Genomic DNA, 11681 nt, shown 5'->3' with positions numbered 1-11681 from the left:
CGAAGAAGAGCTCCGAGTACTCGGGATACGGGAAGGTCTGGTAGCCCGGATACGGGGCGAAGTCGCTGGCCGTCCACTCCCACACGTCCCCGATCATCCCGTAGCACCCGATGGGCGACACGTTGCGCGGGTAGGCGCCCGTGGGAGCAGTTTCGAAAGCCAACTGATCCACGTTGGCGTCCAGGCTGGTGGCCGGCTCGTCGCCCCAGGGGAAGGCGCGCTTCGTGGAGGTGGCGGGGTCCCACGACGCGGCCGCTTCCCACTCCGCCTCGGTGGGGAGGCGGCCGCCCGCCCAGCGGCAGTACGTTTCCGCCTCGTACCAGCAGACGTGGCACACGGGACGGTCGGGATCGACGGGCATCTCGCGGTCCATCGAGCGTGTCCACCACTCGCCGCCGTGCCGCTCCCAGAACTGCGGCGAGACGAGGCCGGCGTCCGTCTTGTGCCGCCACCCGGCATCGGACCACAGCTCCCGCCGGTCGTAGCCGCCGTCCTCCATGAAGCGCGCGTACTCGCCGTTGGTCACCGCCCACGCGCCGATGCGGAACGGCGCGACCTCCACCGCGTGCGCGGGGCGCTCGTTGTCGTACGGCCCCGAGCGGTCGTCGGTGCCAATGACGACGCGGCCGCCGGGAAAGCGCACCATGCCGTCCGCGTCCGCGGGAACGGGGCGGCCGGAGGGCGTGGCCAGCGCGCGTGGGGCCCGGTAGCGCGCGCCCTCGTCCTTGAGCTGCAGCGCCTGCAGGATCGTCTCGTTGTGCTGGTACTCGTGCTGGGCCACCATGCGAAAGATGTAGCCGCCGTGCAGAAGCTGCGGATCGGCGCCGCTGAAGTCGCCGTCCAGCAGCCGGTCCAGCACCATGCGCCGCGCGTTGGCCATGTGGTCCAGCGTGTCGGCCATGCGGGGCAGCTCCAGTTCGCCGCGGGTGGAGCGCGGGTTCTCGAACGGGTTGAACATCCCGGGCATTTCGCCGAACTGCACCGGGCCCTCCAGGTTGCGTACCAGCCACAGCTCCTCGAAGTGCGCAATGTGGCCCATGTCCCACACCACCGGGCTCATCAGCTTGTTGTGCTGGTTCATGAGCTCGGCTTCGGGAACGGCCGACACCAGCAGAAGGGTTCGCTCGCGGGCGTCGGCCAGCAGCGCCGCCGCTTCGCGGGGAGTGATCGGGTCGGACTGGGACATGGGACGGATGGGCGAGGGGATGGGGGCCGCGCGTGGAAAGATGGCATGGCGAGAGGGATCTTCGCCATGCCGCGCGGGCCGCCGGCTGCCGCAACATCCGGGCGATGACAAGCTTTGTCAAATCTCCCCGACGCGCCTGGACAGCCGGCTTTCTGCCGCGCCGAAATGCACGTTGCGCGCCGGAACTCTGGCGATGAAGTGCAACAGATCAGGCTCTAACAGAGGCACGGAGACACAGAGGAGAAGGACGGAGCGCCCTCCGGGCCCGGTCCTCCTCACCAGTTCCGCGGATGAAGTTCTCCGTGCCTCTGTGTGAGATTGCCGTTGCCGTTGACGCAGAACGCCCCCGCTCCGGAACTCCGGGGCGGGGGCGTTGTTCATCCAGCGGAACGCGGTCAGCAGTACTGGTTGAACGCGTTCACCAGGTCTTCGGCGATGGCGTCGGCGGAGCGGCCTTCGATCTGGTGGCGCTCCAGCATGAACGCCACGTCGCCGTCCTTGAGCAGCGCGATGGACGGGGACGACGGCGGATAGCCGTGGATGTACTGCCGCGCGGCGGCGGTGGCATCCAGGTCCTGCCCGGCGAACACGGTGGTGAGCTTCACCGGTTTGCGGTCGTTCTGCAGCGCCATGGCCACGGCCGGGCGCGCGTTGCGGGCCGCGCATCCGCACATGGAGTTCACCACCAGCAGCGTGGGCTCCGAAGCCTCGCCCAGCGTGGCGCGGACTTCCTCGGCGGACTTCATCTCCTGCACGCCCAGGCGCGTGAGCTCCTGGCGCATGGGGGCGATCATCATCTCGGGATACGGCATCGTTCGTTTCTCCTGCGTGTATGTGGCGTCACCGCGCGTGCGGTGGAATCAACTTGCTTCCTGTACACCGCCGCGCGGATTCGGTACCCACGGAACATCATCCACCGCCGCGCGCCGGTTCGCAAGCCGCGCCAGCGTGAACAGCAGGTCCGACAGGCGGTTGAGATACGTGATCCACTCCGCGCCCACGTGCGCCGTGTGCGAGAGCGAGACCACGCGCCGCTCCGCCCGCCTGCACACCGTTCGCGCCAGGTGCAGGTACGCCGCGCCCGCCGCCCCGCCGGGGAGCACGAACGACTTCAGCGGATCCAGCTCGCCTTCCGCGGTGTCGATCCACGCCTCCAGCTCCGCCGTGCGCCCGGCGGGGAGCACGGGGATCCACGGGCTTTCCTTGCCGCCGTCCTCGGGCGCGGGGGTGGCCAGGTTGGCGCCCACGGTGAACAGGTCGGACTGCACGGCCCGCAGCCCCGCGGCGATCTCCGTCTGCCCGTCCGCCTCCAGGTGCACGATGGCGACGCCCAGCAGCGAGTTCAGCTCGTCCACGTCGCCGTAGGCCTGCACGCGGTCGTGGTCCTTGGCCACGCGCTGCCCGCCAAAGAGCCCGGTTTCGCCCCGGTCGCCGGTTTTTGTGTAGATCTTGAGGGTCACGTGGGGAAAGTGCGTGAGTGCTGGGTGCGTGAGTGCGGGACGGCAATACGAGAGTACGAGAGTACGAGAGTACGAAAGTACGAAAGTGCCCGGTTCCGAGGACCCGGTGCGCGCCGACGGGTGTGGCCCTCACCCGGCTCGCTTAGGCTCGCCACCCTCTCCCACGAACAGATGTGGGAGAGGGGGCACACCCCAACGGCGCCCCTCCCCCGGCCCCTCCCCGTGCAAACGTCCGCACGGAGAGGGGAGAAACCACACCGGCACCCGCCGCCGGGTGCAGGTGAAGTCCCCCGTCTGTTTGGGGGGACTTTCCGCCCTTGTTGCGGCGAATTCATTCGCTCAGCTCTGCAGCTACGCGAATCTCTGCTGCTCCACACGGAAGACGCCGCCCCGACCAACCCTCCCCCAGTCTGTTTTGGGGGAGGGTGGGCGAGTAATGCGAGCCCGGGTGGGGGCCGCCCGCGAGTCCGCCCGACCGCTCAGGTGTCGCCGCCGTGCCCGGGATCAGCTGTTTCGGCCGCCTGCTCGGCGGCGATCAGGCCGGTGAGCGCCATTCCCCCCAGCGTCCACTCCAGCCACAGCAGCCGGCGCAGCACCTTGCGCGCGGTCCACGCCTCGCCATCCAACTCCAGGCGAAGGGACCGCTGGTCGTCTGTCAGGCTGGTCATGCGGTCCACGACCAGGGCGGCGGCGGTGTCCAGGCGCGCCAGCGTGTGATCCGTCACGCCGGCCATGGGGCTCGCGCCCAGGCGGCTCAGCGTCCACCACTGCGCCCGCGCCAGCTCCTCAAGCACCTGCCGCACCGTCACCCCCGGCGCGGCGGGAACGTCCAGGTTCACGTCGCGGCGGCGGCGCACCCGCGCCAGCATCCGCCCGCGCAGGTCTCCGATCCGCCGCACCCCCTCCTCCGCCTCGTCCTGCGCCAGCGGGCGCAGGTCATCCGCAAACAGCACCGCCGTTTCGCCGGACAGCACCGCGGCGTCAGACTCCACCCACTCGTCTACCGCGACCTCCAGCTCCGCGTCCGCGGGCGGCACGCGCTCTCCCGCCGCGGCCAGAAAGCGCAGCCACCCCATCAGCGAGCGCTCAAAGGCGGCCAGGGCGGCTTCCGGCGTGGCGCCGACCCCCGCGCACCCCGGCAGCGTCAGCGCGTGCGCCATCAACCCGCCGTCCCGGCCCTGCTCCAGCCCGACGGCGATCCGCGTCATCACGTCCGATCCGCTCACGCCGCCACCGCCGGTTCCAGCAGGGCCAGCGTTCCCGCGTCCGCGTCCAGCCGCGCGCGCACCCCCAGCGGCAACGTCCAGTTGTCGTCCACGTGGCCGAAGGGAAAGCCCATCGCCACCGGCACGCCCAGGTCGCCCAGCCGCTCGCGCACCAGGTCCGCCGCCAGCGGCACGTCCGGGCGCCCGGCGTCCGGCTGCTCCGAAACCGCGCCCACCGCCACGCCCGCCACACGGTTCAGGACACCCGCGAGCCGAAGCTGCGTCAGCAGGCGGTCCAGCCGGTACGCGTGCTCGCCCACTTCCTCCAGAAAGAGGATGGCGCCGTCCGGCTGCACGGCGAACGGCGTCCCCAGCGTGGCGGCGAGCAGCGCCAGGTTGCCGCCCACCAGCAGCCCCTCGGCCACGCCCCCCGTCACCGTCTGCGCGCAGGCCGGACCGCCCGCGGCCGGAAAGGGAAGCACGCCCGCCGCCTCCGCCCGCGTCATCACCGGCAGAAACGTGTCGCGCGCAAAGTCCGGAAACTCCGGCGTGTGCGGATGCGGGCCGTGGAACGAAACCACGCCCGCCCGCTGCGCCGCCAGGTGCACGGCCGTGTTGTCGCTGAAGCCGATCATCGCCCTGGGTTGGCGGGCGAGCGCGTCCCAGTCCACCGCGTCCAGGATGCGCATGGTTCCGTATCCGCCACGAAGGAACCAGATGGCGTCGATGGCGGGATCGCGCAGCGCGGCGTTCAGGTCCGCGGCGCGGGCCTGGTCCGTCCCCGCCAGGTAACCGTGGCGCGCCTCCGCCGACGCGCCGGGGACCGGCTCCCACCCGAACTGGCGGACGCGCTCCACGGCGCGCGCCACGCCGCCGGCCGGGAGCGGTCCGGCCCCGGCGACCAGGGCGATGCGGGAACCCGGGCGCAGCGCGGGCGGACGGATCATGCGGCAGCCTCCGAAGTCGTCTTGAGCGTGGCGGAAAGCACGACGAGGGCAAACAGCGCCAGCGCTGCCGCGGCCAGGTACGGGGCCGCGATGGCCACGTGCGCAAAGGCCAGCCCGCCGAGCCACGGCCCCAGCACGCGGCCCATGGCGGAAAGGGACTGGGACGCGGCCAGCAGCTTGCCCTGTTCCGCCGGGCCGCCCTGGTGGCTGATCATCGCCGAGAGCGAGGGCACCGTGGCGCCCTGCCCCATGGCGAACACCGCCGCGGCAACAAGCACGAGCGGGAGCGACGGCGCGAGCGGAATTCCCGCCATCCCCACCGCCATCAGCACCAGCCCCAGCAGCGCGGACCGCCGCTCGCCGATGCGCTTCACCAGCCGCCCCACCAGCAGCCCCTGCGCGATCGCGGCCACCACGCCCATCACCGCGAAGCCGTAGCCCACCGTCTCCTGCGTGAGCCCCCAGCGCCGGTCGGCCCACAGCGCCAGCGTGGCCTCCATCCCCGCCAGCCCCAGCGTGGTGATGAACGAGGTCAGGTACAGCCCCCGCAGCCGGGGCTGCGCGCCCACCAGCGTGGCCAGCCGGGCGCGCAGGCCGCTCTCGCGCGGAGGCATGGTGGCGCGCACGCTGGCGGAAAGCGATTCGGGAAGGCGGAACCAGGCCAGCACGCCGTTGAACGCGCCCAGCGCGGCGGCCGCCAGAAAGGGGGCGGACGGGTCCACCCGCGACAGCACGCCGCCGATGGCCGGGCCAAAGATGAAGCCCAAGCCGAACGCCGCGCCGATCAGCCCCATCCCCCGCGCCCGCTCGGACGGCGGGGTGACGTCGGCGATGTAGGCCTGCGCCACGCCCACGTTGGCGCCCATGATGCCGTTGACCGCGCGGGCGATGAACAGCACGGCCAGCGAGCCGGCCAGCCCCAGCGCGAGGTACGAGAGCGCCGCGCCGGCGATGCCCACCAGCAGAACGGGGCGCCGCCCGACGCGGTCGGACAGGCGCCCCCACCACGGCGCAAAAAAGAACTGCATGAGCGAGTAGATGGCCACCAGCCAGGTGACGGCCACGGGCCCCGCGCCGAACCGCTCGGCGTACAGCGGCAGCAGGGGGATCACGATCCCGAACCCCACCAGGTCCAGGAACACGGTCAGAAACACGACGGCCAGCGGCGAACGCCCCCGCGGCGCATCCGGCCGCGGGGGGTGCGGGCGGTCAGCGCCCGAACGGAAGCCGCGTGAGGTCGCGGAGATGGTTGATCTGCTCAAGGACCGACTTGTCCCCCTTCTGCACCTCGGGACTCGCCGGAGCCGCCGCGAGCGAATCGCGCACGTCCAGGAGCACCTCCAGGTAAAGCTGGTCCCGGCGGAATCCGAAGTCCAGGCGCGCCATTTCGGCCTGGTCTGCGGTGGCCTGCGCGCGGCCGTGAGCCTCGCGGTACAGCGCTTCGAGGTTCGCGACGATGTGCTCTCGCGGACGCGCCATGTGCCTCTCCGGGACGGGTTTCTGCAAGCCCGTAATCTACCGCCGCGCGCGCCCCGCCACAACGCGCCCCGGCGCCGCGGAACGGGGATCGCGGAGGGAGGGGTGCGGAGCGTGATTCACCCCACCCGGAGGAAGGCTCGTGACGGCCGAAGCGCGGATTGAGGCACTGGTGAAGATGATGCAGGCGCACCCCGACGACCCGCGCCCGCGGTTCGGCCTGGCGCTGGAATACGAAAAGGCGGAGCGGTGGGAGGATGCCGTCCGTGCGCTGCGCGACTACCTGGAGCGCGCGGACGACGAGGGGAACGCGTGGGGCCGGCTGGGCGCGGCCCTCCGCCATCTGGGCCGAACGGACGAAGCGGCCGAGGCCTACCGCCGCGGCATCGACGCCGCGACGCGGCACGGGCACCCGACGATGGTGGGCGAGTTCGAAGACATCCTGGACGACTTCTGATCCGAAAACGGCGAACCGCGTCTCTCACGGAGGGCACGGAGTTTCACGGAGGTCACGGTACGGACGAGAAGACCGTTCTTCTCCGTTCAGTGCCGTGAACTCCGTGCAGATCCGTTCCGTGGCCCTCCGTGAGAGACGCGGTTGTCTTTTTCTTCAGCGGAGCCTGGATACGAGCCAGTCCGCGAGCACGCCCAGGATCTCCGGCGGCACCTGCTTGTCCGGCAGCGCCGCGTACCGCGCCACGTCCGCCGTGCCCTCCGCGTCGCGCAGGAACAGGTGGTTGGTCGCCGGAAACACGCGCACGGTCACGTCGCGGTTCCCCGCCGCGCGCATCGCCGCGCCCAGTTCCGCCGCCTGCTCCGCCGTCACCTGCCGGTCGGTGGCGCCCTGCATCACCAGCACGGGAACGCGCACCCGCCGCGCGACGGGGAGCGGATCGTGGTCCATGAACCACCGCAGCCACGGCACCGCCGCCGCCGCCGAGTCGCGCTGCACCGCCGACGCCGCCAGCGCCGAATCCAGCGCGGCGCCCCGCAGCCCTTCCGCCATCAATCCGTTGCGGTTCTGGTAGTCCAGCACCCGCCGCCCCGTCCATGACGGCCCCGCCATCAGCACCACGGCGCGGATCCGCGCGTCGGAGGCCGCCACCATGGGCGCCACCATGCCGCCCTCGCTGTGCCCCGCCAGCGCGATGCGCGCCGGGTCCACCTCCGCCCGGCCGCGCAGAAAGGCGACGGCGGCCGCCACGTCCTCGGCAAAGCTTTCCGTCGTCACCGTCTGCGCCACGCCGCGCGAGCCGCCCGTCCCCTGGTCGTCCAGGCGCAGCACGGCGATGCCGCGGCGCGACAGGGTGTCCGCTACCTGCCGGAACATGCGGTAGCCGGGGATCATGGGCGACGCGCCGTCGCGGTCCTGCGGCCCCGATCCGCTGATGAGCACCACGGCGGGCACGCGGCCCTGGCGCGCGGAGGGGAGCGTCAGCGTTCCCGCCAGCGTGCGCCCGGCGAGGGTGACCGTCACCTCTTCCGCCGTGTACGGCGCGCCCGCCGGCGCCGAATAGTCCGGCCGCTCCGCCGCGCGCGGCGCCACAAAGTACCCGGCCGGGTGCCACGCCCCCGTGTCGCGCGCCATCACCACCGTTTCCGTGGCGCCCGCGTTCGCCCCCGTGAGCGCGAACAGGATGCGCACGTAGTCCCCCGCGGGCGCGCCCTGCGGGGCGGGGAGCACGGAAGCCGACTGGAGCGTCCGTGCGCTCACGGCGCCCAAGGGGGCGCGGGCACGCTGCAGGCTGGCGGTCCACGTGGCCAGCGGCACCCGCTCTCGCACGCTGGGCGCCGCGGCGTTCCAGCTTTCCTCGTACCTGCCCGCATCCACCAGCTGCGCCCACGCCGTCGCCGCCCGCACCGCGGCGGCCGTGTCCACCTGCGCGGCGGCCGGGGCCGCGAGCGCCAGGGCCATCACCGCCGCGGCCGCGCGCGCGGCCAGGCGGAATCCGTTGCCGTTCATCATCCCTCCTCGGAGTAAAAGCCTCACGCTCATTGCGATCCTCCCGCCATCTCGCGCCGGTACGACAGGTACGAGTATGCCATCGGCACCACTACCGCCGCGCCGATGGCCAGGTACGTCAGCGGCGTCCCCATCCATTCCGGCAGCAGCGCGGCGACGACGAACAGCAGCCCGGCGAGCACGAAGACGCGGCCGCCCACGCGGTGCGTGTCGCGCCACACGTTGTCGTTCTCCAGCGTCCACGGGGTGCGGATGCCGATGAAGTAGTTGCTCTTTACGCGCGGCAGGTAGTTGCCGATCCCCACCAGCAGCAGACCCACGCCGGCCAGCGTCACCCGCCGCATGTCCACCGGGTAGCCCAGGGCGAACAGGAGCATGGCGGTGTGCACCGCGGCCAGAAAGAGCGCCGTCATGTTCAGCAGCAGCATCCACTCCGGCGCAAACCGCTGCACGTTGCGCCGGCGCGGGTCCAGCCGCGGCAGCACCAGCATGAGCGCCAGGCTGGCCGTGGCGATGCCCGGCATCAGAAAGGCGCCCTGCGCGCGCGGCATCCAGTCGTCCACCCGCCCCTGCGCGTCCCAGTGCGTGGGTACGCGCCCGGGAAGCCGGCCGTATACCGACAGGGTGACCGTCCACATGGCCGCCACCAGCGCGGCGGCCGTCCACCGGCTCTTCATCCCTCGCCGCCCTTTCCCAGCATCGTCATCATCTGCTGAAGAAACTCCTGAAAAACGGTCGTTTCCAGCGAGTAGACCAGGTTGCGCCCGCTGCGCTCGCTGCGCACCAGCCCCGCCTCGCGCAGCACGGACAGGTGGTGCGACACCGATGCGGCCGTCATGGGAAAGCGGGATGAGATCTCCCCCGCCGTAAGGTCGCCCGCGCGCAGCGCCCGCAGGATTTCCCTGCGGGTGGGGTCTCCCAGTGCGCGCAGCGTGGCGTCCAGCATCCCCGTCCCCCCTCGTTCGGCGTCGTTTAGATGATCGTCTATTAGACGGTCATCTAATGGTTAAGGGCGGGGAGGATGAAAATCAACCCCGCCGGCGCGCACGGGCCGGCGGGGTTGAAGGGGAAGACGGGAGGGGCGCGGGATGTGCGGGCCGGGTCAGCCCTGCGTCGCCAGCCAGGCCACGGCCTCCGCGCGCGAATCGAACGTCTTGATGTTGCGCTTGGAAAAGACGATGACGGCCTGGTACGCGATGCGCCGCAGCCCGGTGATGCCCACCACGGCGCTCGCCTTTACGTACGGCGCGTTGTGCGCGGCGAGCTCCTTGAGGCCCTGCAGCACGGCGGCGTTGTACCGCGAGTCGCTCACGTCGGTAAGCACCAGAAGCGAGTTGCGCGGCTGCGCGGCCACCACGCCCATGGAGTGCCGGATCGCCGCCAGGGCCTCGTCCGGGTCCGTCATGGTGGAGTAGTCCAGCAGCAGAATGCGCCTGCCCTGGTGGTCCTCAAAGCGGGTGCGCTCCATGGGTCGGCTCCGGGCGGCAAGGGGTGGTGGGCAGGGCGGGGCGGCGGCCCCGCAAACAGGCGGTTCCGCAAGATAGCACGCCCGCGCCCCGCGTCCACACCCCGCCCGAAAGCGGCCAGCGCGGTCACCGGACGTTGGACGGAACCGCGGATCCTCGATCACCGCAACACGACGGACGCGCGTCATGCAATCCACCCCGCCCGCCTCCCGCTGGGAGATCACCGTGGCCGAAGCGCGCGAGGTGCAGCGCACCCTCCGCGAGCAACTGCATCCTCATCCCCCGGCGGACTTTGCGCCCCGGTGGATCGCCGGCGCCGACATCAGCATGGAGCGCTTCAGCCACTTCGGCTACGCCGCGCTGGTGGTCCTCAACGCGGAATCGCTGCAGGTGGCGGAGCAGGCCACGGCGGCGGCGGAGCTGCGCTTTCCCTACGTTCCGGGATACCTCTCCTTTCGCGAACTGCCCCCGCTGGAAGCGTGCTGGCGGCAGCTGCGGGTCCGCCCGGACCTGGTGGTGTTTGACGGGCACGGTTACGCGCACCCCCGCCGCTTTGGCCTGGCCTGCCACGGCGGCGTGCTGTGGGACGTGCCCAGCATCGGGTGCGCCAAGACGCTCCTGGTGGGCACGCACGAGGAGCCGGGGAACGAGCGCGGCGCCGTGAGCCCCATCGTGCACGAGGGCGAAACCATCGGAATGGCGGTGCGCACGCGGGCGGGGACGAAGCCCGTCTACGTTTCCGCCGGGCACCGGATGGACCTGGCGACCGCGGTGCACTGGGTGCTGCGGCTGGCCCCGCGCTACCGGCAGCCGGAAACCACCCGCCGCGCGCACGGGGTGGTCAACGAGCTGCGGCGGGCGGCCAGGGCGGGGTGAACCGAGGGACTTTCCGGAAATCCGTCAGCCGCCCCCTCCCGCCGGGGGCCGCGCCTGCATAGGTTACGCGAAAGGTTCCGGCACGCCGGGACGCGGAACCCGCCACAAAAATCCCTCCGATCTCCCCCGCCGGTCAGAACCGGGCCGGTCCATTCGTTACCCACCCGAACCAGTGAGCGTCCGGCTCAGGGACGGAACGTCTTGTCGCCTGCTTCGTCCTCACCGGAACAGCACATGAACGTCACGCAGCTCTTCAACGAGCACTACGACGCGCTGTTCCGTTACCTCGTTCGCCTGACGGGCGACAGCGACCTGGCGGCCGATGCCGCGCAGGAAGCGTTCGTCCGCCTTGTGGAGCGGCCTCCGCAGGACCGGCATCTGCGGGCATGGCTGTTTGCGGTGGCCACCAACGTGGTGCGCGACAACGCGCGCGCCCGCTCGCGGTGGTTCAAGCTGCTCAGCGGTTCGCCGGACCGTGCGCCCATGGGCGACCGGCCGGTGGCGCCCGACGCCGCGGCGGAAGGCGCGGAGCGGCGCGCGGCGGTTCGCGCCGCCCTGGACCGGCTCTCCCTCAAGGAGCGCACGGTCCTGCTGATGAGAGAGGAGGGGTTCGCCCACCACGAAATCGCGTCGGCGGTCGGTACGACGACGGGATCGGTGGGCACCATGCTGGCGCGCGCGCTCAACAAGCTGGCCCATGAGCTCGCCCCAACCTCGGAGAGTCTGCGATGAGTTTCGGGATCGGGTCGCGTTCCCATCTGGAGGACGCCGACCTTGCCGGATATGAAGGAGGAGGGCTGGATCGTGATCGCCAGCGCCTGGCCCGGGCGCACCTGAACACCTGCCCGGACTGCGCCGCCCGCCTGCTCGCCTTTCAGCGGACGGCGCGGGATGTTTCGTCGTTCCTGGCGGTGCTGGACGAGCCGGTGAGGGAAGACCGCCGCGCGCAGGCGCTGGCGGCCGTGCAGGCGGCGCGCTTCAAGGCGCGCGCGGGCGGCGGGCAGCGGCGGGCGGTGCTGCAGGCTGCGGCCCTGGTGGCGCTGCTGCTCACCGTCTCGTTCGGCACGCACCCGGGGCGCGCCTGGGTGGGCGGCGCCGTGGA

The 11681-nt window shown here is 71.7% G+C and carries 14 protein-coding genes and 1 pseudogene; 4 read left to right on the top strand and 11 right to left on the bottom strand.

Annotated features, from left to right (window positions below; genetic code table 11):
• The 7 genes from VF665_RS21095 to VF665_RS21065 form a co-directional block, all read right to left on the bottom strand.
• Positions 1-1186: SUMF1/EgtB/PvdO family nonheme iron enzyme (locus VF665_RS21095; protein ID WP_331055444.1), on the bottom strand; the 1186-nt coding region annotated here is incomplete at its 3' end.
• Positions 1187-1581: 395 nt separating this feature from the next.
• Positions 1582-1998, bottom strand: coding sequence for a BrxA/BrxB family bacilliredoxin (locus tag VF665_RS21090; protein WP_331055443.1), 417 nt, complete (start codon positions 1996-1998; stop codon positions 1582-1584).
• A gap of 48 nt (positions 1999-2046) precedes the next feature.
• Entirely contained in the window at positions 2047-2646 is a 600-nt protein-coding gene (locus VF665_RS21085; protein ID WP_331055442.1) for a cob(I)yrinic acid a,c-diamide adenosyltransferase, read from the bottom strand.
• A 479-nt stretch (positions 2647-3125) separates the two neighbouring features.
• On the bottom strand, positions 3126-3872 hold the full coding sequence (locus tag VF665_RS21080) for a type II toxin-antitoxin system HicB family antitoxin (RefSeq protein ID WP_331055441.1): 747 nt from the start codon (positions 3870-3872) through the stop codon (positions 3126-3128).
• Positions 3869-4798, bottom strand: a complete 930-nt coding sequence (locus VF665_RS21075) for an LD-carboxypeptidase (RefSeq protein ID WP_331055440.1) — start codon at positions 4796-4798, stop codon at positions 3869-3871. The genes VF665_RS21080 and VF665_RS21075 overlap by 4 nt, the downstream gene beginning before the upstream one ends.
• Positions 4795-5952 (bottom strand): MFS transporter, encoded by a 1158-nt coding sequence (locus VF665_RS21070; RefSeq protein ID WP_414679232.1) that lies wholly within the window; start codon positions 5950-5952, stop codon positions 4795-4797. Before VF665_RS21070 ends, VF665_RS21075 begins: the two co-directional genes overlap by 4 nt.
• A gap of 55 nt (positions 5953-6007) precedes the next feature.
• Positions 6008-6277, bottom strand: coding sequence for a hypothetical protein (locus tag VF665_RS21065; RefSeq protein WP_331055438.1), 270 nt, complete (start codon positions 6275-6277; stop codon positions 6008-6010).
• A gap of 139 nt (positions 6278-6416) precedes the next feature.
• On the opposite strand from VF665_RS21065, the gene VF665_RS21060 reads away from it, so the two are divergent.
• Complete coding sequence (locus tag VF665_RS21060) at positions 6417-6731, top strand: tetratricopeptide repeat protein (protein ID WP_331055437.1); 315 nt, start codon at positions 6417-6419, stop codon at positions 6729-6731.
• A gap of 153 nt (positions 6732-6884) precedes the next feature.
• Here VF665_RS21060 and VF665_RS21055 read toward each other — a convergent pair whose 3' ends face one another.
• From VF665_RS21055 to VF665_RS21040, 4 genes are all read right to left on the bottom strand, one after another.
• Positions 6885-8237: an alpha/beta fold hydrolase gene (locus VF665_RS21055; protein WP_331055436.1), complete on the bottom strand. Its 1353-nt coding sequence runs from the start codon at positions 8235-8237 to the stop codon at positions 6885-6887.
• Positions 8238-8266: 29 nt separating this feature from the next.
• Positions 8267-8914: an SdpI family protein gene (locus tag VF665_RS21050; RefSeq protein ID WP_331055435.1), complete on the bottom strand. Its 648-nt coding sequence runs from the start codon at positions 8912-8914 to the stop codon at positions 8267-8269.
• Positions 8911-9183, bottom strand: a complete 273-nt coding sequence (locus tag VF665_RS21045; protein ID WP_331055434.1) for an autorepressor SdpR family transcription factor — start codon at positions 9181-9183, stop codon at positions 8911-8913. Before VF665_RS21045 ends, VF665_RS21050 begins: the two co-directional genes overlap by 4 nt.
• 156 nt (positions 9184-9339) lie before the next feature.
• Positions 9340-9705 (bottom strand): hypothetical protein, encoded by a 366-nt coding sequence (locus tag VF665_RS21040; protein WP_331055433.1) that lies wholly within the window; start codon positions 9703-9705, stop codon positions 9340-9342.
• 184 nt (positions 9706-9889) lie between these two features.
• On the opposite strand from VF665_RS21040, the gene nfi reads away from it, so the two are divergent.
• From nfi to VF665_RS21025, 3 genes and pseudogenes are all read left to right on the top strand, one after another.
• Positions 9890-10579, top strand: coding sequence for a deoxyribonuclease V (gene nfi, locus VF665_RS21035; RefSeq protein ID WP_331055432.1), 690 nt, complete (start codon positions 9890-9892; stop codon positions 10577-10579).
• Between the two features lie 234 nt (positions 10580-10813).
• The gene (locus VF665_RS21030; RefSeq protein ID WP_331055431.1) at positions 10814-11311 is read left to right on the top strand and encodes an RNA polymerase sigma factor; all 498 of its coding nucleotides are present in this window, start codon (positions 10814-10816) and stop codon (positions 11309-11311) included.
• Positions 11308-11681: pseudogene (locus tag VF665_RS21025) on the top strand (hypothetical protein); the annotation flags it as partial. The gene VF665_RS21030 and the pseudogene VF665_RS21025, both read left to right, overlap by 4 nt.

The sequence above is a fragment of the Longimicrobium sp. genome, assembly GCF_036387355.1.
Classification (GTDB): domain Bacteria; phylum Gemmatimonadota; class Gemmatimonadetes; order Longimicrobiales; family Longimicrobiaceae; genus Longimicrobium.
This window is presented reverse-complemented; position numbering and strand designations above follow the sequence as displayed.